This is a genomic window from Glycomyces sp. TRM65418 (genome assembly GCF_019710475.1).
Lineage (GTDB): Bacteria > Actinomycetota > Actinomycetes > Mycobacteriales > Micromonosporaceae > Glycomyces.
The window spans coordinates 358,653-381,076 of sequence record NZ_JAJFAX010000003.1 but is presented as its reverse complement, the minus strand read 5'-3'; the positions used below and the strand labels follow the sequence as shown (position 1 = coordinate 381,076).

Annotated in this window: 22 protein-coding genes; 15 read left to right on the top strand and 7 right to left on the bottom strand. The window is 71.8% G+C overall.

Annotation, left to right across the window (positions count from 1 at the left end):
- Positions 1 to 491 precede the first annotated feature (491 nt).
- The 10 genes from K3N28_RS09790 (at position 492) to K3N28_RS09745 (ending at position 8,883) form a co-directional block, all read left to right on the top strand.
- Positions 492 to 2,093: an NAD(P)/FAD-dependent oxidoreductase gene (locus K3N28_RS09790; RefSeq protein ID WP_228092313.1), complete on the top strand. Its 1,602-nt coding sequence runs from the start codon at positions 492 to 494 to the stop codon at positions 2,091 to 2,093.
- A 389-nt stretch (positions 2,094 to 2,482) separates the two neighbouring features.
- Complete coding sequence (locus K3N28_RS09785) at positions 2,483 to 2,938, top strand: SRPBCC family protein (protein WP_228092312.1); 456 nt, start codon at positions 2,483 to 2,485, stop codon at positions 2,936 to 2,938.
- A 156-nt stretch (positions 2,939 to 3,094) separates the two neighbouring features.
- Positions 3,095 to 3,562, top strand: a complete 468-nt coding sequence (locus K3N28_RS09780; protein WP_228092311.1) for a hypothetical protein — start codon at positions 3,095 to 3,097, stop codon at positions 3,560 to 3,562.
- On the top strand, positions 3,559 to 4,734 hold the full coding sequence (locus K3N28_RS09775; RefSeq protein WP_228092310.1) for a zinc-dependent alcohol dehydrogenase: 1,176 nt from the start codon (positions 3,559 to 3,561) through the stop codon (positions 4,732 to 4,734). The genes K3N28_RS09780 and K3N28_RS09775 overlap by 4 nt, the downstream gene beginning before the upstream one ends.
- A 225-nt stretch (positions 4,735 to 4,959) precedes the next feature.
- Positions 4,960 to 6,174, top strand: a complete 1,215-nt coding sequence (locus tag K3N28_RS09770) for a hypothetical protein (protein ID WP_228092309.1) — start codon at positions 4,960 to 4,962, stop codon at positions 6,172 to 6,174.
- Between the two features lie 13 nt (positions 6,175 to 6,187).
- Positions 6,188 to 6,763, top strand: a complete 576-nt coding sequence (locus K3N28_RS09765) for a hemerythrin domain-containing protein (RefSeq protein ID WP_228092308.1) — start codon at positions 6,188 to 6,190, stop codon at positions 6,761 to 6,763.
- A 77-nt stretch (positions 6,764 to 6,840) separates the two neighbouring features.
- Positions 6,841 to 7,302 carry a DUF2243 domain-containing protein gene (locus K3N28_RS09760; protein ID WP_228092307.1) on the top strand — a complete coding sequence of 154 codons (462 nt, stop codon included), beginning with the start codon at positions 6,841 to 6,843 and terminating at the stop codon, positions 7,300 to 7,302.
- A complete protein-coding gene (locus K3N28_RS09755) occupies positions 7,299 to 8,189 on the top strand; it encodes a cytochrome c oxidase assembly protein (protein ID WP_228092306.1) in 891 nt (296 codons plus the stop codon). Before K3N28_RS09760 ends, K3N28_RS09755 begins: the two co-directional genes overlap by 4 nt.
- A gap of 2 nt (positions 8,190 to 8,191) precedes the next feature.
- The gene (locus K3N28_RS09750) at positions 8,192 to 8,578 is read left to right on the top strand and encodes a DUF4383 domain-containing protein (protein WP_255640269.1); all 387 of its coding nucleotides are present in this window, start codon (positions 8,192 to 8,194) and stop codon (positions 8,576 to 8,578) included.
- Between the two features lie 41 nt (positions 8,579 to 8,619).
- The gene (locus K3N28_RS09745; RefSeq protein WP_228092304.1) at positions 8,620 to 8,883 is read left to right on the top strand and encodes a GlsB/YeaQ/YmgE family stress response membrane protein; all 264 of its coding nucleotides are present in this window, start codon (positions 8,620 to 8,622) and stop codon (positions 8,881 to 8,883) included.
- A gap of 54 nt (positions 8,884 to 8,937) precedes the next feature.
- Here the strand turns inward: K3N28_RS09745 and K3N28_RS09740 are convergent, their stop codons facing one another.
- Positions 8,938 to 9,819 carry a DMT family transporter gene (locus K3N28_RS09740; RefSeq protein WP_228092303.1) on the bottom strand — a complete coding sequence of 294 codons (882 nt, stop codon included), beginning with the start codon at positions 9,817 to 9,819 and terminating at the stop codon, positions 8,938 to 8,940.
- A gap of 124 nt (positions 9,820 to 9,943) precedes the next feature.
- Positions 9,944 to 10,672: an NAD(P)-dependent oxidoreductase gene (locus K3N28_RS09735; protein ID WP_228092302.1), complete on the bottom strand. Its 729-nt coding sequence runs from the start codon at positions 10,670 to 10,672 to the stop codon at positions 9,944 to 9,946.
- Positions 10,673 to 10,773: 101 nt separating this feature from the next.
- On the opposite strand from K3N28_RS09735, the gene K3N28_RS09730 reads away from it, so the two are divergent.
- Positions 10,774 to 11,439, top strand: a complete 666-nt coding sequence (locus K3N28_RS09730) for a TetR/AcrR family transcriptional regulator (protein ID WP_228092301.1) — start codon at positions 10,774 to 10,776, stop codon at positions 11,437 to 11,439.
- 172 nt (positions 11,440 to 11,611) lie between these two features.
- Positions 11,612 to 12,040: an SRPBCC family protein gene (locus tag K3N28_RS09725; RefSeq protein WP_228092300.1), complete on the top strand. Its 429-nt coding sequence runs from the start codon at positions 11,612 to 11,614 to the stop codon at positions 12,038 to 12,040.
- Positions 12,041 to 12,078: 38 nt separating this feature from the next.
- On the opposite strand, the gene K3N28_RS09720 is transcribed toward K3N28_RS09725, so the two are convergent.
- Both K3N28_RS09720 and K3N28_RS09715 read right to left on the bottom strand, forming a co-directional pair.
- Positions 12,079 to 12,339 carry a hypothetical protein gene (locus K3N28_RS09720; RefSeq protein ID WP_228092299.1) on the bottom strand — a complete coding sequence of 87 codons (261 nt, stop codon included), beginning with the start codon at positions 12,337 to 12,339 and terminating at the stop codon, positions 12,079 to 12,081.
- Positions 12,336 to 13,151: a phytanoyl-CoA dioxygenase family protein gene (locus K3N28_RS09715; RefSeq protein WP_228092298.1), complete on the bottom strand. Its 816-nt coding sequence runs from the start codon at positions 13,149 to 13,151 to the stop codon at positions 12,336 to 12,338. The genes K3N28_RS09720 and K3N28_RS09715 overlap by 4 nt, the downstream gene beginning before the upstream one ends.
- A 70-nt stretch (positions 13,152 to 13,221) precedes the next feature.
- Here K3N28_RS09715 and K3N28_RS09710 point away from each other — a divergent pair, with 70 nt between their 5' ends.
- Positions 13,222 to 14,034: a helix-turn-helix domain-containing protein gene (locus K3N28_RS09710; protein ID WP_374209731.1), complete on the top strand. Its 813-nt coding sequence runs from the start codon at positions 13,222 to 13,224 to the stop codon at positions 14,032 to 14,034.
- 188 nt (positions 14,035 to 14,222) lie between these two features.
- Positions 14,223 to 15,512, top strand: a complete 1,290-nt coding sequence (locus K3N28_RS09705) for an MFS transporter (RefSeq protein WP_228092296.1) — start codon at positions 14,223 to 14,225, stop codon at positions 15,510 to 15,512.
- 81 nt (positions 15,513 to 15,593) lie between these two features.
- On the opposite strand, the gene K3N28_RS09700 is transcribed toward K3N28_RS09705, so the two are convergent.
- Positions 15,594 to 15,995 carry a hypothetical protein gene (locus tag K3N28_RS09700; RefSeq protein ID WP_228092295.1) on the bottom strand — a complete coding sequence of 134 codons (402 nt, stop codon included), beginning with the start codon at positions 15,993 to 15,995 and terminating at the stop codon, positions 15,594 to 15,596.
- Between the two features lie 188 nt (positions 15,996 to 16,183).
- Between K3N28_RS09700 and K3N28_RS09695 the strand changes: the two genes are divergently transcribed.
- Positions 16,184 to 18,175: an AfsR/SARP family transcriptional regulator gene (locus tag K3N28_RS09695; RefSeq protein WP_228092294.1), complete on the top strand. Its 1,992-nt coding sequence runs from the start codon at positions 16,184 to 16,186 to the stop codon at positions 18,173 to 18,175.
- Positions 18,176 to 18,192: 17 nt separating this feature from the next.
- Here K3N28_RS09695 and K3N28_RS09690 read toward each other — a convergent pair whose 3' ends face one another.
- Both K3N28_RS09690 and K3N28_RS09685 read right to left on the bottom strand, forming a co-directional pair.
- Positions 18,193 to 19,401, bottom strand: a complete 1,209-nt coding sequence (locus tag K3N28_RS09690) for a sulfotransferase (RefSeq protein ID WP_228092293.1) — start codon at positions 19,399 to 19,401, stop codon at positions 18,193 to 18,195.
- A gap of 2,503 nt (positions 19,402 to 21,904) precedes the next feature.
- A complete protein-coding gene (locus K3N28_RS09685; protein WP_228092292.1) occupies positions 21,905 to 22,378 on the bottom strand; it encodes a nuclear transport factor 2 family protein in 474 nt (157 codons plus the stop codon).
- Between the last annotated feature and the right edge of the window lie 46 nt (positions 22,379 to 22,424).

The window sequence follows — 22,424 nt, the reverse complement described above, 5'->3', positions numbered from 1 at the left end:
GGTGTTCGATACGTCTCGCGACATGAAGCGCACGGGCCCCCAGGCGATCGAGCCCGTCGGCGCCGCCGCATCCCGCCGAAGCGACGCGTCCCAGCGCTGCCCGAACCCCGCCGCCCGGCCAGGAGGCGGGACCCGACCGACCGCTGCTCGTGCGTCGTCGTGAGCGCCGCAGGCGCCCGCCTCGGGGGCGAACCTCGCGCCGATCCCCTTGCGCCACTGGGCGGTCCCCATCGCCGACACCGCCCGGGCCGCGACCGCCGGGCCGCGTCCGCGATCCGCTGCGGCGCGGCACTCGTCGTCGCCGGCATCGACCCGGTGCGCATCGCGTCCCGCCTCACAGCCTCGGTCGCAGCCGCCGCAACCAGCCGACTCGCCCGGTCGACGCCCACGTTCGCGCCGGAGACCAGGCCCGGATCCCGAACGGATCGGACCGCGACGCATCTTCCCGGCCCGCTCGGGTATCCGGGGCGCTGGAAGGAGGTGTCGCCTGCATGGCGAGTGAAACCGAAACGGTCGACGCGGTCGTCATCGGCGCGGGCCCCAACGGGCTCGTCGCCGCGAACGTTCTGGCCCAAGCGGGTTGGGAGGTGCTCGTCCTCGAAGCCGCCCCCGAACCCGGCGGTGCCGTGCGCACCACCGAGATCGCCCCCGGGTTCCTCAGCGACCGCTGCAGCGCCTTCTACCCGCTCGGGGCGGCCTCCCCGGTCATCCGCGACCTCGGCCTCGAACAGCACGGCCTGCGCTGGCGGCGCGCGCCTCAAGTGCTCGCCCACCCCCTCCCCGACGGCCGCACGGCACTGCTCTCCCGCGACATCGGCCGCACCGCCCGCTCGCTCGAGGCGTTCGCCTCCGGCGACGGGGACGCCTGGATCGCGGAGTTCGACCTGTGGCGACGGGTGCGCGAGCCCCTCCTCGAAGCGATGCTGCGCCCCTTCCCGCCCGTGCGCGCCGGAGCAGGGCTCCTGCGCGCGCTCGGCCCGGCCGACGCGCTCCGCTTCGCCAGGACCCTCGCCCTGCCCGCCCGCCGCTTCGGCGACGAGCGCTTCGCCGGAGAGGGCGCGCGAGCGCTCGTCGCGGGCAACGCCATGCACAGCGGCCTCGGCCCCGACCAGGCCGGCAGCGCCCTGTTCGGCTGGCTGCTGTCGATGGTCGGCCAAGACCTCGGCTTCCCCGTCCCCGAAGGCGGCGCCGGGCAGCTCACCGCCGCGCTCCTCTCGCGCCTCGAATCCCTCGGCGGCCGCGTCCAATGCGGCAGGCCCGTCGCGAAGGTCCTCCACGCCCGCGGCGTCGCCGTCGGCGTCCGCGACGGCGAGGGCACGCCGGTCAAGGCCCGCCGCGCCGTGCTCGCCGACGTCACGGCCCCGCACCTGTACGGCGACCTCATCGGCGTCGAACACCTCCCGCGCCGGTTCGCCTCCGACCTCGCCCGCTTCGAATGGGACCAGGCCACGGTCAAAGTGGACTGGGCCTTGGACGCGCCCGTCCCGTGGGCCGACGAGACGGTCGCCGAAGCGGGCACCGTCCACCTCGGCGGCGGCCTCGACGAGCTCTCCATGCTGAGCGCCCGGTTCGCCGTCGGCCGGGAGCCGAAGCGGCCGTTCGTGCTCATGGGCCAGATGACCACCACCGACCCCACCCGCTCGCCGAGCGGCACCGAATCGCTGTGGGCCTACACGCGCCTGCCGCGGGGCCTGGACTGGAACGACGACCGGACGCGCCGCCTCACCGATCGGATCGAACGCGCCGTCCAGCGGTACGCCCCCGGATTCAAGGACCACATCACCGCACGCGTCGTGAGCGGACCGCGCGATCTCGAAGGGCTCGACCGCAACCTCGACGAAGGCGCGATCAACGGCGGCGTGGCGGCCGTTCACCAGCAGCTCGTGTTCCGTCCCGTGCCGGGTCTCGCCAGGGCCGACACGCCCTTGGACCGGCTCTACCTCGCCGGCGCCTCGGCCCATCCCGGCGGCGCCGTCCACGGCGCGGCCGGAGCGAACGCCGCCCGGGCCGCCTTGACCCGCAACGGCTGCGCAGGCGGCCTCTACCGCGCCGCCATCGGAGGGCTGCATCAGCGGCTCTACGGCGAGGACTGAACGCGAAGCCGCATCGGGGGACCGCACCCGGGCCCGGACGAGCGATCGAACGCGAACCGCCGCTCCGGCACGCGTGCCGCGCGGTGCACGCCTGCGCTGCGACCAGCGCTCGCGCCGGACCGGCCTCCGCCCGCGCCCGGTCCGGCGCCCGTGGGCCCGGAGCCGCCTGCGCCGAGCCCGCCGCTCGCCGAGGACCCCGCCGCTCCCGCGCCCCGGCCGCGCGGTCCCCGCCCGATCCGTCCAGCATGGAGGGCTCAATCCCGCCGAGACGCCTGGCAGCGCGGCCGCCGCCGGCCCCGATGCCGTCGGCGGCGGGTTTGGGCGACCGCCCGCAGGGTACTTGCGCTGTGCCGCCGAAGGCGCGGTGTCAGCGACGAGGAGGTGCCGCGATGGCCGGATCGGACCCGGGAGTCTCGCTCAGCGTCCCCGTCCCGCCCCAGGCGGTGTTCGACGTGCTCGCCGACGGCTGGAGTTACGCCGGCTGGGTCGTCGGCGCCTCGCACATCCGCGAGGTCGACGAGGGCTGGCCCGCCAAGGGCACCCGCATCCACCACAGCATCGGCCCTTGGCCCCTGGTCATCGAGGACTCCACCGAAGTGCTCCGCGTCGACCCGCCGAGCCTGCTCGTCCTGGAGGCCCGGATGTGGCCGGTCGGCAAGGCCCGCGTCCGCTTCGAGCTCACCGGCGACGACCGGACCACGACCGTCAAGATGTACGAGATGGTCATACGGGGACCGCTCTCGGCACTGCCCTCGTCCGCCCAATCACGACTGATCGCGCCCCGCAACCGCGAATCGCTTCGCCGCCTGGCGCGCTTGGCGCAGGCCAAGACCGAAACCGACTGAGCGGCGGAGCGGAGAGGACCCCGGTATGAGTTGGCTGTTCAAGAACATCGCCGTAGCCGTAGGCATGTGGGCGCTGCGCCGAGCGGCGCGCGCCGTCCGGAACCGGCGCGCGACGCGCGGAGCCCCGGCGAGCGGCGGGCGCGGAAGGAAGACGGCATGAAACCGATCGTCAAGAGCATCGCGCTGACCGCGGGTCCGGTGGTCCTGCGGGAAGCGATGCGCGCGATCCGGAACCGGCGCGTCATCCGCCGCACCCCGCTCGGCGACTCGCGCTGGCTGACCGTGACGGTGAACGCCCCGCCCGACGACGTGGCCGGCGACGAGCGGGTGCGGCGCGCCCTCGACCTCCCCGGCCTGCGGGTGCGGATCACCCCCGCGCTCGGCGGCCGCGGGACCGAACTCGCCGCCCTCCCGCCCGACGAGGCGACCGCGGGCCGCACGGGCCCCGCGTCGCGGATCGCGGGGGAGGACCCCCGTCAATCGGTGCGCCGGGCCCTGCGAGACGCGAAGTCGCTCGTGGAGACCGGCGAGGTGCTCCGGACCGAGCCGACCCGCCCGCACACCCCCGGCGGGAAGCTGATCGGGGCCCTCGCGCGCCGCTCCGGCGGAGAGGGGCGGCTGTGAAGGCGCTGTGCTGGCAAGGCGTGGACGAACTCTCGGTCGAACGCGTGCCCGACCCCCGGATCCTCAACGACCAGGACGCGATCGTCAAGGTCAGCGCCAGCGCCACCTGCGGCTCGGACCTGCACCTGATCGGCGGATACGTTCCCGCGATGCAGGCCGGGGACGTCCTCGGCCACGAGTTCATCGGCGAGGTCGTCGAGATCGGGCCGGGCGTCGAGCGCCTCCGGGTCGGCGACCGGGTCGTCGTCGCCTCGTTCATCGCCTGCGGCCGCTGCCGGTACTGCGAGGAGGGCCAGTGGTCGCTGTGCGACAACGGGAACCCGAACGCCGGGATGGGCGCGGCCCTGTGGGGCTATGAGACCGGCGGTGTCTACGGCTACTCGCACGCGATGGGCGGCTTCCAGGGGAGCCACGCCGAATACGTGCGCGTGCCCTTCGCCGACTACGGCGCGTTCCCCGTGCCCGACGGCCTCGACGACGACGCGGCCGTGTTCGCCTCCGACGCGGCGCCCACCGGATGGATGGGCGCGGACCTGGGCGGCGTGACCGGCGGCGACACCGTCGCGGTGTGGGGAGCCGGCGCGGTCGGGCAGATGGCGGCCTGGAGCGCGGGGCGGCTGGGAGCCGAGCGCGTCATCGTCATCGACCGCCTGCGCGACCGCCTCGACATGGCCGAGCGGCACCTCGGCGTCGAGACCCTCGACTACACGGACACGGACGTCGGCGCGGAGCTGCGCGAGCGCACCGGGGGCAGGGGCCCGGACGTCTGCATCGAAGCGGTCGGCATGGAGGCCCACGGCACCGGGCCGCAGTACGCCTACGACAAGGCCAAGCAGTTCCTGCGCCTGGAGACCGGCCGGTCCCAGGCCGTGCGCGAGGCCGTCCTCGCCTGCCGCAAGGGCGGCAGCGTCTTCATCCTCGGCGTGTTCGTCGGCCTGGTCGACAAGTTCCCGCTCGGCGCGGTCATGAACAAGGGCCTGACCGTGCGCGCCGCGCAGCAGCACGGCCAGCGCTACATCCCGATGCTCCTGGAGCGGATGGCCGCAGGCGAACTGGAGACCCGCCACTGGGCCACGCACGTGATGCCGCTGCGCAAAGGCCCCAAAGGCTATGAGCTCTTCAAGAACAAGGAGGACGGCTGCGTCCGCGCCGTGTTCCACCCGTCGCGATGAGCGTCGGTCGGGATCTCTCCCCGGGATCGGGTTTCACCCCGCGGTGACAGGGGCACATAAGGGGCGGTGGGCGCCTCGTCCGCGCGAAACGGCTTAAATCGGCCGCTGTGCGAGAGAGGCGGTTCGCGGACCGCGGATGCGGGGTCGCGGTCCTCGGGGACGGCCGCGCACCGATGTCACCGGCCGCGGGCGACCGCACGAGCGAACCACGACAAGGGGAACTCCATGAGCTTCAACCCACTGGACCACCGAGGCATCCCACTCGACAAGCAGCTTCGCAACTGGCGCGAACTCGACGTGGAGCCGATCGACCCCGACCACGCCGACCCGTACACGAGATGCCGGATCATCGCGATGAACGGCATCGAGGTCGAGGCGCTGCTCTTCAGCCACCAGTTCGCGCGCAACTGCCCGTCCATGGACGTGAAGCGGCAGCTCGCCGAGGTGCGCTACATCGAGCACCAGCAGCAGAAGGCGGTGAACTGGCTCCTCCCCGGCAGCGCTTCGGCCCTGGAGACCACCATCGCCTACGAGCAGGTCGCCGTCGACCTCACCGCCTGGGTGGCTCGGATGGAGCCCGACCCGTACCTCAAGCAGGCCTACCAGTTCGGGGTCCTCGAGGACTTCGACCACCTCTACCGGTACTCCAACCTGTACGAGATGGTCCAGCACCGCAAGGCCGAGAAGATCGTCGACGGCCTCACCGAGGTCATCCCGGGCCGGCCCACCAAGTACCACCACCGGCACCCGCACGACAACGTGCGCGAGCCCTACGACCGCGAGGCCGCCGCACCGATCTCCAAGCTGCACGCCCTGACCATCATGGCCGCCGAGCAGCAGACCATGAACTTCTACATGAACGTCGGCCCCCAGTACATGGAGCCGATCGCCCGGCAGCTCTACCAGGAGATCGGACTGATCGAGGAAGAGCACGTCACGCACTACGAATCCCTCGTGGACCCCGGCGAGACCTGGTGGGAGCGCCTGGTCAACCACGAGTACAACGAGTGCTACCTGTACTACTCGTTCATGCAGACCGAGTCCGATCCCAGGATCAAGGCGATCTGGGAGCTCCACCTCGACATGGAGCTCGAGCATCTCCGCCTGGCCTGCGACCTGATGCGCCAGCACGACGGACGCGAACCCGAGGAGGTGCTCGCCCCCGAACTGCCGCAACCGGTCACCTTCGAGCCCAACAAGGCCTACGTTCGGGAGCTCCTCGACACCCAGATCGACCTCACCACGCTCGGCGCGGGCTACGTGCGCGAGGCCCACGAGCGCTTCGAGCGCATGCAGGAGGAGATCCACGGCGGCGAGGCCCCGCCCAGCGAGCGCGTGGTCGACGAGCACCGCGAGCGGTTCGGCACCGACTACCGCCTCTCGACCGAAGGCGAGCATCCGGTGCCCGAACTGCGCGAACCGCGCTCGGACCGGCAGTGAGGGGGGCCGTGCCATGACCGTGGAGAACCGCCCCGAGCACGTCGAGGACCTCATCGACCTGCTCGCGGGCCAGCACATGCTCATCAGGGACCTCTTCGCCGAGGTGCAGCGCGCGTCCGGTGACGCCCGCGACGAGGCGTTCGCGCGGCTGGTGCGCCTGCTCGCCGTCCACGAGACCGCCGAAGAGGAGGTGGTGCACCCGCTCGCGCGCCGCTCGATCGACGGCGGCGAAGGCGTGGTCGAGGACCGCCTCCACGAGGAGCACCAGGCCAAGGAGGCGCTGGCCCGCCTGGAATCGATGGACCGCGACTCCGAGGACTTCGCGGCCGCGTTCGCGAAGCTGCGGGCCGCGGTGCTCGCGCACGCGCAGTACGAGGAGCAGTACGAGTTCCGCTACCTGCGAGCGCAGCACGGGCCGGACCGGCTCCGGACGCTCGCCAAGCAGGTCCGCATCGCCGAGAAGGCGGCGCCCACGCACCCGCACCCGGGAGTCGAGACGGCGCCCGAGAACCTCGCCGCCGGACCGGTCCTGGCCGTGTTCGACCGGGTGAAGGATGCGATGCGCGGCGCGCTGTCGCGCAACGGCTGAACCGCGCGGACGGTCGCGACGCCTCCCTTCGCGACCGTCCCGCCCGCCTCCCCTTCGAGGACACGCAGAGGTGCACTGTGGATGAACGCGACCTGCGCGACCGCGGCCGGTCCGCGCTGGCGGCCGCCGTCATCGGCGTCGGGATGATGGCGGCGGTCGACGAGATCGTCTTCCACCAGATCCTGGCCTGGCACCACTTCTACGACCCCGCCGCGACCGACGTCGCGCTCCTGTCCGACGGGCTCCTGCACGCCGGCGAACTGCTCGCCCTGACCGGCGGCTTCTTCTGGTTCGCCGCCCTGCGGCGGCGCGGCACGCTCCACCCGACGGCCGCCTGGGGCGGGTTCCTCCTCGGGGCGGGCGCCTTCCAACTGTTCGACGGCCTCGTCGTCCACAAGCTCCTGCGCCTCCACCAGATTCGCTACGACGTCGAGCTCTGGCCCTACGACCTGGCGTGGAACCTCGCCGCCGCGACGCTGATCCTCACCGGAGCGGCGCTGACCCTCAGCGCTCGCGCCTCCGGCGAGCCCCGCCGATGACCGCGCACGGCGCCCACGGCGCCGACCCCCTGCCCTGGACCGCCGCCGCGGTCGTGCTCCTTCTTGCCGTTCCCTACTGCTGGGCCGCGACGCGCACGACCGACTGGTCTCGGCGGCGGACCGTCCTGTGGTTGAGCGGCTGCGCGACCGCGGCCCTCGCGCTGTCGCCGCTCGCCGCGGGGCCCGAACCGGTCGCTCACATGGCGCGGCATCTGCTGCTGGGCATGTTCGCGCCGATCGGCCTCGTCCTCGGCGCTCCCGTGACCCTGCTGCTGCGGACGCTCTCCGTGCCCGCGGCGCGCAAGGCGACCCGGCTGCTGCGGCGGCGGGCCGTCCGGTGCCTCGGCCATCCGTTCACCGCCGTCCTCCTCAGCGTCGGCGGGCTCTACGCGGTGATGCTGACGCCGCTGCACGAGGCCGCCGTTCGACACCCCCTGCTCCACGGCCTCCTGCTCGTCCACTACCTGGCCTCCGGATACCTCTTCACCTGGTCGATCATCGGGCCCGACCCGGCGCCGCACCGCCCCGGCCCGGCGGTCCGCGTGGCGGCGCTGGCCGTCGCGGTGGCCGCTCACGCGTTCCTGGCCAAGTACCTCTACGCGCACGCCCTCCCCGCGGGCCATGACGCGTCGTCCGCCCGTGCGGCCGCGCAACTGATGTACTACGGCGGGGACGCCGCGGAGCTGATCGTCGCCGCCGTCCTGTTCGGCGCCCTCTACCGGAAACACCTGTCGAGTGTTGAACCGGGACAAGACGGGTACACCGTGGGCGGCAGCGCCGAACTACGGCAGCGCCACCGAAAGGAAAGGGAGCTGAGATGTCTGAAATGCGATCTTCTGCGCACGGCACTTCCGCGACAGGCGGACGAGCGCCCGTCCAGGTCGTGACCATGTTCGTCGCCCTGGTGTTCCTCCTGGTGGGCCTCCTCGGGTTCGTCCCGGGAATCACCAGCGACTTCGACTCGATGACCTTCGCCGGTCACCATTCCTCGGCCGAGCTCTTCGGGATCTTCGAGGTCTCGGTGCTTCACAACATCGTCCACCTGCTGTTCGGTATCGCCGGGTTCCTCCTGGCGCGTTCCGTGCGCGGCTCGCTGATGTTCCTGTTCGTCGGCGGTGCCATCTATCTGGTCCTGTGGCTCTACGGGCTGCTGATCGACCTGGACTCCGCTGCGAACTTCGTGCCGGTCAACAATGCGGACAATTGGCTGCATTTGGTCCTCGGCGTTGGCATGATCGGTCTGGGCGCCATCTTCGGGCGGGGCGCCAAGCGGTGACCGACCGCCACCAGACCGCCAACGCGAACAAGGAGTAGCTCATGATCGGATTCATCGTCGCAGGGCTCATCATCGGTGCGCTCGCCCGCCTCATCAAGCCCGGGAAGCAGCAGCTCGGCATCCTCGCCACGCTGCTCCTCGGGCTCGTCGGCTCCGTCATCGGCGGGACCATCGCGAACCTGCTGGGCACCGGCGACATCATGGAGCTGAACGTGCTCGGGTTCGTCGTGGCGGTGATCGCCTCGGTCCTGCTCATCGGCGTCGCCGAGGGCATCGCGCAGCGACGCCACCGCACCTCGCACTGATGCGAGCGCACTGATCGCGCGACTGCGCCGATCCGACCGCCGCGGCCGTTCCCGTCAGGCATGCACCGCCTCTCGGGAGCGGCCGCGTCGCAGTGCCAGCGTGACGCCCGCGGCCGTGAGCCCCAGCCCGATCCAGGCGGCCCCATCGAGGGTCTCGCCGAACATGAGCCACGCCCACAGCAGCGTGGTCGGCGGCGTGAGGTAGAGCAGGCTCGACGCGGTGTTCGGGCCGCTGCGCCGCACCACCGCCCAGTACAGGCCGTAACCGCCGAGGCCGGCGAGCACCACCGTCAGCGCCACTCCCGCCCAGAAGCCGCCCGCGGCGGGCGGCGCGAGCTGCCCGCCGATCGCGGTCAGCGCCGTGAACACCACCGCGCCGACGAGGAACTGCACGGCCAGGGCGTCGGTGGGCCCGAGGCTGTCGGGTCGGACGCGGCGTTCGAGCACCGTCGTGGCGACGATGCCGAGCATCGCGCCCAGCGGCAGCGCGAACGCCCACAGCGGGGCGCCGCCGCCCAGGTCGGCGGCGACCACGAAGCCGACGCCGACGAGTCCGATGAGCAGGCCGACGACCTGGGCGGCCCGGAGGCCCTCACCGAGGAAGTGCCACGCGGCGATCGCCATGACGATCGGCTGCAGGGCGGCGATGAGGGAGACGACACCGGGGGCGACGCCCAGCTGGGCGGCGAAGCTGATGCCGCTGAGATAGCCGACCTGCGCGCCGAGGCCGATGATGACGTGGACCCCGATGTCGCGCCGCCGGAAGCGGCCGCGTCGGCAGGCCAGCCAGGCGACCGCAGGGACGGCCAGCACCAGGAACCGCCATGTGAGCAGGGCCAGCGGGGAGGCGTGCTGGGTGCCGAGTTCGATCCCGATGAAGCCGCCGCTCCAGGCGATGACGAATCCCGCGGCGACGATGCGGTCGACCTTGTTCAATGCGTTTCCTCCCTCCGCTGCCCCGGACCGGGACAGGCCGGAGGGAGTATCCGCAGGTCGCGGCCCTAATCGCGAGCGGCTCCGAACGCGATCATGAACACTGCGCAGCCCCCGGAGGCGAGGCTCACCGCCTGGCGTGGGCGAGGGCCGACGGCGTGAGGCGGCCGACGATGGCCGGCGCCTCCTGGACGAGCGCGTCGTCCGTGACGGCCTCGACCATGAACAGGGCGAAGTCGACGCGGCGGGTGCGGTTGCTCGCCAGGACCGGGTCGCCGATGTGCCGGCTCCACACCGGCAGGCCCTCGCTGGGGCCCTCTTCGAGGTCGCTCCCGCGCACGACGGTCCAGCGGGCGTCGCTCGCGAAGATCCTCCGGCACGCCTCGACCTGGTCGTCGACGTCCACGACGCGCACGAGTCTCGCCGCCTTCGTCAGCACGGCCACCAGCGCCTTGAACCGCCAGGTGTACACGTCCCGCCCGTCGCGGCTGATGTGCCAGCCGCAGGAGAACACCAGGCGGGCGTCCGGCCGGGCCTGGTCGAGCACCGCCTGGGCGGTGCCGGAGGCGTAGCCGTGCACGCCCCAGGGCACGAGCACGGTGAGCACGGCGTCGCAGCCCTCCACGGCCCGCGCGATGACGGCGCGGTCGTCGGTCGCCCCGCCGATCACCGTGATCCGGTCGCCGAAGTCGGCGAGTTTCGGCACGCTCTGCTCTCGGCAGACGCCGACGACCTCGTAGCCCCGGTCCAGCGCGTGCTGCACCATGTAGCGCCCGAGCTTCCCGGAGGCGCCGACGATGCACATCCGCTTCCCGGCGCCCGGCAGGCCGGCGGTCTCTGAGTGGTTCGATTCCATGTCGGCTCCTCAGTCGAAGGGTGTTGCTGCCTTTACACTGTACAGGAAAACTGTACGGTGTAAAGTTCGGGTGAGGAGCCGCCGCCGAACAGGAGGAACCCGTGAGCGATGAGCCGACCGTCCACCGCAACCTGAGCAGGGAGAAGGTCCTGCACGCCGCGGTCGCCATGGCGGACGAGGCCGGCGGCGGCATCCCGTCCACGCGCCGCCTCGCCGAACGGCTCGGGGTCAGGGCCATGGCCCTCTACCACCATTTCCGCAACAAGGACGAGCTGCTCGACGGCATGGTCGACCTCGTCTTCGCCGAGATCGAGCTGCCCTCGGGCGACCTCGACTGGGCGACCGCGATGCGGCGGCGGGCGGTCTCCACGCGCGAGGCGCTGATCCGCCACCGGTGGGCGATCGGCCTGATGGACTCGCGCACCGGCCCGGGCCCGGCCACCATGCGCCACCACGACGCCGTGATCGGGTGCCTGCGGGCGGGCGGCTTCTCGATCGCCGGTGCGGCGCACGCGTTCTCGCTGATCGACAGCTACATCTACGGTTTCGTGATCCAAGAGCTCGCCCTGCCGTTCGGCTCGCCCGCCGAACTCGAAGCCGTGGCCGAGTCGATCATGGATCACCTGCCCCGCGACGAGTTCCCGCACCTCACCGAGATGATCACCGACCACGCCCTGAAGCCCGGGTACGCGTACGCTGAGGAGTTCGACATCGGCCTCGACCTCGTCCTCGACGGGCTCCGGCGACATCGTGAACGCTGGCCCTGACGGCGAGCGGCCTCCAGCGCGTAAACTCGTCGGGGGCCCTGCCCCGTCCGGCCGAGACCGCGGGCGGGCACGGCGCCGCCACCAGCGGACGCCCGGCCGGTCGTCCGCCCGCCAACGACCCGACCGTGACCCAGCGCCCGCTGCGCACCGTTCGGTGAGGAGATGCGCTCGGATGCAGTTCACCAACACGATCAGGATCGACCGCCCCACTGCCGAGGTCTTCGCCTACCTGGCCGACCCGGAGAACATTCCCCAGTGGAATTACGCGATCAGCGAGACCAAGAAGACCTCGGAAGGTCCGGTCGGCGTCGGTTCCAGCTACCTCCAGACCCGGACCGTCCCCGAGCACAGCGAGGAGACGGTGGAGGTGACCGAGTACGAGCCGGACCGCCGATTCGCGATCCGCGGCGACCTCGGCCCCTTCCACGGCGACGTGGCCTACGTCCTGGACCCGGCGCAGGGGGGCACGATCGTCACCAACGCCATGGACCTCAAGGCCGCCGGTCCGGCTCGGCCCATCGCGCCGCTCGCGGTCACCCGGGTCAAGGCGGCCGTGGCGGCCAACCTCGGCACGCTGAAAACGCTCCTCGAGAAGGAGTGACCCGAAGGGGGCCGGCCTCCGGGCCGGCCCGCTCGCGGCTATTCGAGCTTCTCGAACCAGAACTCGTGCTTGAGGAACGACGTCTCGTACTCGTGCCCGGGGTAGGGCGGCATCAGCTGCGACGCCTGGAAGAGCCGCCAGCCGTCCTTGAGCGCGTCCACGCCCGTCTCGTACGGCGGCTCGTCGCCGTCGCCGGTGGCGGGACTGGTCCTGCCGGTGCCGTCGTAGTTGGCCCAGCCCAGCACTTCGGCGTCGAGCGCGGAGGTGTTCAAGTAGAGGACGAGGACTTGCTGCTTCATGCGACCCTCCCGGGGCGGTTGGCGACGCGCGTCGCCCAGTAGTCGATGTCGAACGAGGCGTCGCCGGTGAGTGCCCGCCACATCGTGATGCGGTTGTAGATCTCCAGGCGGGCGGTGGCGTGCTCGCACCAGGGGTGGTACACCGAGAGCTCCCTGGCGACGGCCGGGTCGTCCAGATCCGCGACGTCCCAGGTCCGCACCTGCGGCACGGTGGGGTTGAAGCGGATCTTGTACATGTAGCGGCGGATGTCGCTGTCGTTGCGCCGCCCGCCGTGCCAGATGCCGTGGTGGAGGAGCACCACGGTCCCCGCCGGGCACGTCAGGCGGGTCTGGCCGCGCAAGTTCTGGTAGCGGCCGGTGTCGGACTCGTTGGTGCGGCGCAGATGCGAACCCGGCACGCTCAGCGTGCCGCCCATCGCCGCGGTGACCTCCTGCGGGTAGTACATGAGCTGCACGTCGAACGCGTCGACGCGGGTGTCGATGACGGCGTCGCCGTGGAGCGGCTGCGCGCGGCCTTCGTGCGGCTCGCGCACGTGGACGTGGTGGTGGTCCACCGTGGGGTCCGGGCCGACGAGGCTGCGGAGCGCCCCGGCCACCGCCGGGATCGCCAGGATCGCCCGCGAGATCGAGCCCTCCGCGAAGGCCCGCCGCAGCGGCGTCCCGAAGGAGACGTCCGGCAGCCGACCCGCCTCGAAGGCCGGAACGGCCCGCTCGTTGATCGCGGCCGGCACGACCGCGTCCATCCGGTGGTACCCGTGGGCGACGAACCGCGCCATCTCGACCGATGTCAGGAGGTGTTCAGTGGTTGCCATGCACCGAAGATAGAATCCGATCCCTCTCCTGTAATTGGCATGAATCACTGACTGGTGGTCGATTCTCACCGTGCGACGCGTGCGCCTCCATCTCGACCTCCCGCCCGCGGCCGTGCACGCCGGAGTCGGCGTCCACGGCCTCACCGCCGCCGAGGACGTCTTCCGCCTGCCCGACCTGTGGCAGCTGCACCTGTACGACTACGAGGCCGAACTCATCGTCGGCGGCACCTCGCACGCGATCCGGCCCGGCCGCGTCAGCCTCATCCCGCCCGACACCGAGGCCCGGTTCCGCTACCGGGGCCCCTCCGAACACCGCTACGCCCACTTCAAGCTCCGCGGGGAGGGAACCGCCCGGGCCGTGCCGGTCATGCGCGACCCCGGCCCGGCCGGGCCCGCGCTGGCCGAGGCGCTGCGGCGCGCCGTGGCCGCCGCCCCCGCCACCCCGGCCCGGGCCGCCGCCGAGGTCTGGACCGTCCTGTGGCGACTCACCGAGCTGCCGCCCGAGCCGGGCGGAGCCGGACGCCACCCGGCCGTCTCGGCCGCACTCGCCCACATCGAGGCGAACCTGCCCCGGGCCCTCGCCGTCCCCGAGGTCGCCGCGGCGGTCGGCCTGTCCCACAACCACTTGACGCGCCTGTTCCGCGCCGCCACCGGGACCACCGTGGTCGCCCACATCCGACGCCGCCGCCTGGAGCGGGCCCGGCACCTGCTGCGGGAATCGACCCTGTCGATCCCCGCGATCGCCGCCGCAGTCGGCCTCCCCGACCTCCAGGCCTTCAACAAGGCCTGCCGCCGCGAACTGGGCGCCTCGCCGCGCGCCGTCCGCGCCGCCCGCCACCGAAATCCCGACCGGCAAGGGGTTCCAGGCGAGTCCGCGAACTGATACCGTCTCGAACGTTACTCACGTCACGTTCGGAGGCGTCTGCGGTCGACACGCCCCCTCTGTCCGACCTCGCTCGGGCAGCCGTCGCTTCGGCCGCGCGAAGCCGCCGACCCGAGCGACGCGGCGTGACCGACCGGCATCCCGACTCCCGGCGCGGAGCCACCGACCGAAGCGCGAAGCAGGCCCGCATGACCACCGCCCCCGAAGCCTCACCCCCCGCGGCCCCACCGCCCACCGCGCTCACCGAACCCCGCCGCAACGTCGGCAAGGTCTGGATCGGCGGCATCTCCACCGGGATGCTCGGCCTCTACATGGCCTTCTTCACCCCGATCCAGGTCCTGCTGCCGATCCAGCTCGCCGACATCGACGACCGCGGCAAGGTCGCCGCGTTCGGCCTCGTCACCGGCTGCGGCGCGCTCGTCGCCGTCATCGCCAACCCCCTCGCCGGAGCCCTCTCCGACCGCACCACCGGCCGCTTCGGCAGACGCCACCCGTGGACCCTCGGCGGCGTCACGGTCGGCGCCGCCGCGCTCTGCCTGCTCGGCCTCCAGACGACCGTCCTCGGCGTCCTCCTGTGCTGGTGCCTCGCCCAAGCGGCGCTCAACGCCGGCTACGCGAGCCTCAACGCGGGCATCCCCGACCACGTGCCGATCCGCCAGCGCGCCGTCGTGTCCGGCTGGATCGGCTTCCCCCAAGCCCTCGGGCTCGTCATCGGCGCGGTCATCGTGACCACGCTCGTCACCGACCTCGCAGCCGGATACGCCGTCATCGGCATCGCCGCCGCCGCGATGGCCCTCCCCTTCGTCCTGTCCACACCGGACCCGCCGCTGCCGCACCGAGCCCGCCCGCCCCTCTCGCCGCGGGCGCTGCTCGGCTCCTTCTGGGTCTCCCCGCGTGAGCACCCGGACTTCGCCTGGGCCTGGTTCACCCGGTTCCTCGTCATGCTCGGCAACGCCACCGGCACCCTCTACCTGCTGTTCTTCCTCCAAGACGCCGTGGGCTACGAGCGGCTCTTCCCCGGGCGCACCGCCGACGAAGGCGTCCTGATCCTCACCCTGCTCTACACCACCGGCGTCGTCGCCACCTCGGTCGCCGGCGGCGTGCTCTCGGACCGGATCAACCGCCGCAAACCCCTCGTCGTCGCCTCCGCGTCCGTGATGACCGCGGCCGCCCTGATCCTCGTCTTCTGGCACACCTGGCCCGCCGCGATCGTCGCGGCGTCGGTCATGGGCGCGGGCTTCGGCGTGTACCTCTCGGTCGACCAGGCGCTCATCACCCAGGTGCTGCCCGCCGCGACCGACCGCGCCAAAGACCTCGGCATCATCAACATCGCCGCCACCGCCCCGCAGGTCCTCGGCCCCGCGCTGGCGGCCCCCATCGTCGCCGGTCTCGGCGGCTACTCGGGCCTGTACGTCCTGAGCGCGATCGTGACCCTCCTCGGCGGCATCCTGGTGTGGCCCATCAAGTCCGTGCGCTGACTCGCGGCCCGTTCCCGGCACGCCGAGAGCCGGGCCCCTGGTGGGCCCGGCTCTCGGCGCGCACAGCGGCCGACGACCGGACTAGCAGGCGCCGAGCCGGTAGTTGGCGGTGTAGTGCGCGTCATCGCCCTGGAAGTTCAGGGTGCCGCCCGAACCCACCGTGGCGCTGCCGATGAAGTCGTCGCCGTCGGGCGAGTCGTCATCCCATGCCTGCACGACGGTGCCCGTGTCGACGGTCCGGTTGACGGCCGCCGTCGAACCGTCGTCCATCGACCCCGGGGCGTACCAGGTCCCCGTGTTGGTCACCAGGTACGGCTCGTCCCCGTCCGCGCCCCAGTCCTCGGAGGTGTGGACAGTGAACGAGGTGATGCAGGCCGCGGCCCTCGGCGAGAACTCGGCGGCCTGCGCCGGGACGGCGACGGCGAGGGTCATCCCCGTCATGAGGCCAAGAGCCCCAAGACCCTTGAGCAGTTGCGATTTCATCTTTCCTCCTTTTGGTGAGGTTCGCGATCAAGGCTGTCACCGCGCGCTGGCGCGGTGCTGGCGTCGCGCTGGCGCCTCCCCGTGGACAGCGAAATTCGCGCAGTTGTGTGATGATGAGCGGTATTGCGGCTTACGGGGCGAACTGTGAACGTCTGGGGGCGGTAGTGGAATTTCGGGTACTGGGACCGGTGGAACTCGCCGATGAGGGGCGAGCGGTGGCGATGGGCGCGGCCAAGCAGCGGGAGCTGCTGGCGCTGCTGCTCCTGAGTCCGAACCGGACGGTCGGGCGCGACCGGCTGATCGACGAGCTGTGGGAAGGCCGCCCCCCGCGCGCGGCGAAGTCGACCCTGCAGGCCTACGTGTACCGGCTCCGGAAACTCCTCGCCAGAACCGGCGCCACCGCGGTCCTGCACGGCCGACCGGGCGGCTACCTGCTCGAAGTCCCGGCGTCCGCGCTCGACGCCGACCGGTTCGAGCAGTCGGTCGCCGAAGGACGCCGGGCATGGGACGACGGGCGCCTCGCCGATGCGGCGGCCGCGTTCCGGGCCGGTCTGGGACTGTGGCGCGGCGCCGCGTTCGCCGACATCGACCTGCTCGCCGTCCGCGACCGGGCCCGCGCACTGGAGGATCAGCGCCTGGAGGCCACCGAGCAGTGCCTGACCGCCGAGCTGAGCGTCGGGCGCCATGCCGTCGCCGTCGTCGAACTGGAGGCCCTAGTCGAGGCGCATCCGCTGCGTGAGCGGTTCTGGGAGCTCCTGATCCTCGCCTTGTACCGGTGCGGCCGGCAGGCCGAGGCGCTCGAGGCCTACCAGCGGCTGCACCGCCTCCTCGACGAGGAACTGGGCCTCCGACCCGGACAGTCCGCACAGGATCTCCAGCAGCAGATCCTGGCGGGCGATCCGGCCCTGACCGCGCCGCCAGTGACCGACGGCAGGCCCGCCGAAGCCCGCGTCCCTCGACAGCTGCCCGCGGCGCTCAGCGGTTTCACCGGCCGCAGCGGCCACCTCGCCGAGCTCGACAAGCTCGTGCACGACAGCGGCGAAACCGGCCTGGACCGACCGGGCGCGGTGGTGATCATCGCGATCACCGGCACGGCCGGGATCGGCAAGACCACCCTGGCGGTGCATTGGGCCCACCAGATCGCCGAACGGTACACCGACGGTCAGTTGTACGTGAACCTGCGCGGCTTCGACCCCGGCAGCCGGCCGATGGAACCCGGCGAGGCCGTGCGGGGGTTCCTGGACGCCTTGAACGTGACGCCCGAACGGACGCCCTCGGGCCTCGAGGCCCAAACCGGCCTGTACCGCACGTTGCTGGCGGACAAGCGGGTGCTGGTGGTCCTCGACAACGCCCGCGACGCCGAGCAGGTGCGCCCGCTGCTTCCCGGCGGCCGAGACTGCCTGGTGGTGGTCACCAGCCGGAACCGGATGTCGGGGCTGATCGCTCTCGACGGCGCCCACCCGGTGAACCTCGACCTGCTCACGGTCGACGAGGCCCGGCAGTTCCTGGAACACCGCCTGGGCCCCGACAGGGTGGCCGCCGAACCCGAAGCAGCGGCGGCCATCATCGCCTCGTGCGCCCGGCTGCCCCTGGCCCTGGCGGTCGTGGCCGCCCGCGCCGCCACGCACCCGCACTTCCCGCTCCGGGCGCTGGCCGACGAGCTCCGCGAATCGAACGGCGATCTCGACGCCTTCGACGACCTCGAGCAGCACATGGACGTCCGCGCGGCGTACTCCTGGTCGTACACCCGGCTCGACCCCGAAGCGGCCCGGCTGTTCCGACTCCTCGGCCTCCACCCCGGCCCCGACATCTCCGCGGCCGCGGCGGCGAGCCTCGCGGGCGTGTCGCTCGAACGAGCGCAGATGCTGCTGTCCGAGCTGACGTCCGCGCACCTGCTCGCCGAGCGGCGACCCGGCCGGTACCGCCAGCACGACCTGCTGCGCGCCTACGCCGCCGACCTCGCCCGCCGCATCGATGCCGACGCGGACCGCCGCGCCGCCGCGCACCGGGTGTCGGATCACTACCTCCGCACCGCCACGCGACTGCTGCCCCCGCGCAGGCCGTCGACGACGCTCACCTCGGTGCTGGCCGGCGTCTGCCCCCGTCCTCTCGCGGACCTCGGCCATGTCGACGCCGCCGAGGTCCGCGCCCGGACCGGCCACTGCACCGCAGTGCGATGAGACGCGGCCGGCCCGGGCTATTTCAGGGTGGCGACGAACCGTTCGTAGTCGCCGAAGGCGTCGCCGACGGCGTCGGGCGTGAGCCCGTAGTCGCTGATGGTGTACTCGTGTCCACGGTGGTCGGTCGGCCGGTCGAGCGCGATCTTGAGGTTGCGTTCGTCCACGTCGCTCCAGGGCAGGTGCAGCTGCTCGAACAGTTGCGGGACGAACGTGTACGGGTCGGACATCATCAGGTGGTAGCCGACGTCGATGACCGTGCCCCGCGGCAGCCGAGCCCGCTGGTCGCGCGCCGAGGCGACCCCTTCGGAGAGGATCTTGAGCCAGAGCGCCCCGATCGCGTGGAGATCGACCGCGCTGCGCTTGACGTGCAGGCGGATCAGCGATTCGGCCATCGAGCACATCGAGCCCATGACCGTGTTCGGATCGCGATGGGTCCACACGACCTGGGCGTCGGGGAAGACCCGGTGCACGGCCTCCAGGTGGAACAGCGTGCCGGGGTGCTTGAGCGCCCAGCGCTTCGGCTCGCGCCCGTACTGGAGGACCTGCAGGCACTCCTTGATGAACCGGTAGTCGGGGGTGGAGTCGTAGGTCTTGAGGAACTCGACGTACTTCGGCATCGGCAGTACGCTGCAGTGCAGGGCGGTGTGGACGAGCAGGAAGTAGATCTCCTCGGGCAGGTCGGCCGAGACGGGGTGGATCTGCTTCCAGGAGGGGCTGAGCGCGAGCGTCTGGTCGAGGCGGCGCTGGGTGGCGTTGCGCCGGCGCCGCTCGGTGGCGGGGTCCTGCGGCAGGTCGACGTTGTACATCTCCCACAGGAGCGGCCCGCGGTTGCCCGGTGATTGGGCGAGCACCTTGTGGGTCAGGGTGGTCGCGGTCCGGGGCATGCCGACGACGAAGATCGGGGCCTTGATGACCTCGCGGCCGATCTCGGGGTGGAGATCGTGGAGCTTCCGCACTCGGAAGAGGTTGTCGACGCGGGCGGTGATCAGGTCGAGGATCGACAGCCAGCCGACGCCGGAGAGGCCTTCGGTGGCGGCGGTGAACCGCATGAGCAGTCGGATCGACTCGAGCAGGGCCTCGTCCGACTCGCGGAGCCTGACACCGTCGACGTTGGACCGGACCTTGTCCACGATCTTGTCGAACGCCTTGTCCGGGTGGTGGCGGCCCCGGGCGGGGAGCGCGGTGAGCAGATTGGCGATGTCGAGGGTGATTGAGGTGCGCCGCAAGGTGGTTCTCCTCTAAGGGCGATCGGGTGTTGCCACGATCGTAGGCAGGATTCGCTCTCGCCTCGATTTCGGGCCGCCTCAGACGGTTCGCTGCGATGGTGTATTTCCCGGACTCCTGGAAACCCTGCAGTGCGAGGGAAGCTCCGCCACGGGGTGCAGCGGAGCGAGTCCTCTGGTCAAGGGGGTGGGCCGGCCGATCCTGGGTGAGGATCGGCCGGCCCGACGACCGGGTGGCGATGTCGCGGCAGGCGCCTCCTGGGGAGCGCACCGGACGCCGCTGCGCCCGTTCGAGGCTCCGCGAACCGGTGGGGGAGCGGCGGGGAGGTCCGCGTCGCCGGATGCGGAGCGGGTTCAGCCGGACTTGTCGGGTGTCGGAGTCCGCGATGAGCGCGCTGGCCCGGTCGAGGATTCACCAGTCGCCGCCGTTCCGGGCGCGATGCCAGGCCACGGGCTGCCCGAGTGGAGGCGCCGTCCGAGCGGGCGGTGGAGCGGCTCCGCGGGTCCTCGGCGGGGGAGGCGGTCTTGGCCATCGCAGAACCTCACCGAGGCCAGGGCCGAGTGGACAGTGCGGCCGCTGTAGAAGACCCGGAACGCCGAGTCTTCGAGCCAGGGCTTCCAGTGCGGCTCGGCGCCGCGCCACCGGCGAGGACTTCCAGGTCCGTGACAGCAAGCTCGGCGAGGCATCCCCGGTCGTCGGCCTGGCCGCCGCCGACTTCGCCGGTCTCCCGCTTGCAGCAGGAGGCGGATAGCGCTCATACTGAAGTCGCATGAGGGGCGCCTCCCGGTGGGGGAGGCGCCCCTCATGCTCGGTCCGCCTCCCTGTGCTTGGCGGCTCGGCGGTTGAGGTTCAAGCGGGGGGGGCGACAACAAGGCCGCTGAGGGTCGAGGTCGGTTCTGAGCCCTCGGGCGGGCCGGTGGTCGTCGTTCAAACGGGTGGCGACAACGAGGCCGGTTGAGGGCCGGGTGATCGGGCGGCTGTCGGGTGGAGTGCGGTCGAGGTTCAAGCGGGCGGCGACAAAAGGGTGCGGGAGGGTTAGGGCCGTGGTGTGGCTGTCGGGCCCGGGCGGGCTGCGGCTGGTTTCGGTTGCGGGCCTGTGGCTCCGGGGGCGGAACGTGAAACGCTTCGCATCCTGTGGGTGATGTCACCCGGTTATGCACCTGGGATAATTGAGGTACGTACAGGGATACGGAATTCGTGTAAGCGGAGCAGAGTCCGGTGGTAAGCAGACTACGACATAAGCCTCTGGCCGGATACTCCTTCGCAGCGCCGATGCCGAGATGACCACGCCTCCACGCGGTGGCCCTACTCGCGTCGTTTCCGCCCCGGTGCCACCGTCTCCGTAGAAGCGCCCCGGAAGGGCATGAGCGAGGAGACGCACCCGGTGGGCCTACGCCAGGCCGGAACCACCCGACCGGGCCTGCCCGGCGGGGGATGCGGGCATCGACATCGACGCCCGCCCACCACAGGCACGACCACGGGTGCAGGCGAAAGGACCTGCCCCACATCGAGCACCGGCCGCAGGCGGGAGAGGACAGGCCAGGACCACACGGTGCCGACCGAACACCGGCTAAGGCCCGAGACCGACAGTCGAGGCCGCAGGTTGCCGCCGGGAAGCCGATGACCGACGACCGGGTGCAAGCCGGAGGCCGAAGGCTGAGGCCGCCGTTGCAGGCTGCTGGAGGCCGGCGACCGGCTGCCGTTGGGGATCGAAGGCGGAGATCCCGGGTTGCCGCTGGGGATCGAAGACCGGACCGCCGGTTGCAGGCTGATGTAGCCGCATCTGGCACGGAACAGGGGAAGGAGGTGCCAAGACCGATGGCGACGACCGACTCGACCCTGCCCCGCCCCTGCCCTCGCGGGCGCCCCCGCGAAGCCGGGCGAGTGGCGGCCACGACCGACACCGCAGCCGCCACCGGCACCGGCACCGGCACCGGCACCGGCACCGGCACCGGCACCGGCCGAGCCTCCTCGGCACGGGCCCGACGGGTCCGACCTGACCACCGCCGACCGGCAGCCGCCCCACCGCAACCAAGCGGCCCTCCGACCACCGGGCACGGATCCAGCAACCGCCTCACCACCGCGGCCCTGTCGCACCCCGACCCAAACCGGCTCGGCCCCAGCCACGCACGCCCAGGCCATGCCGCTACCTCACCGTCGCTGCCGGATCGAAGCCCGACCGGCCCCGGACCCGGCCACGGCCACACGCCCTCGGCACCTCTAGCCGAAACCGCCTCCCGTGCTGCCGCATGCGCGCTCAAGTGCGGGACCGTGCCGCTGTCGGATCAAGCCCCCCGCCGCAGGGCCAAGCCCTAGCCAATACCGGGCCAGATTCCGGCCCCGAGTCTCGGATCGGGTACGGGCCTCACCGTCCTGCCAGGTTGCAGCCCACCCGTTCCCGAACTGGGCCGCGCTTGCCGGCCTCGCTCCAAGCAGCCTCCGCATTGTCGCTACCGGATTGCGGCCCGCCTCGTCCTCCGCGAACCGGTCAGCACATCCTGGGGTCTATGGCGCGGACGGCTCGGGCGCGGCCTCGTCGGCCGTTGCGGTGCTGCCGAGGTCTTCGGGCTGCAGGCTCAGGGCCCGGCTGATGGCCAGGACGTCCTGGTATTCGCGCCAGTGCTCGATCAGGCCGTCGCGGACCCGCAGCACGGCGATGAAGGTCGCCGAGGCGGTCACACCGGTGGTGGTGACCGTGCCGACCAGTTCGTACTCCACGACGAGGACTTCGGGGTCGTCGGTCTCACGGATGCTCAGCTCCCGGAACTCCGAGAAGCGGAACGGCAGGGGCCTCGAACGGTAGAACTCCAGCCAGGCCTCCCGGCCTTCGTGACGCCGCATTCCCGGCGGGGAGAACGGGGTCTCGACGACCACGTCCTCGGCCAGGAGTTCGGCTGGGAGCAGCGTCGCCTCCTCGCGCAGCAGCGCCTCCTGCATGAGGCGGTAGATCTCGATCGGACTCGCGGTCGTGGACGTCATGGGGAATCTCCCGAAGTAAGATGAGTAAGACTCGACTTAAAATATA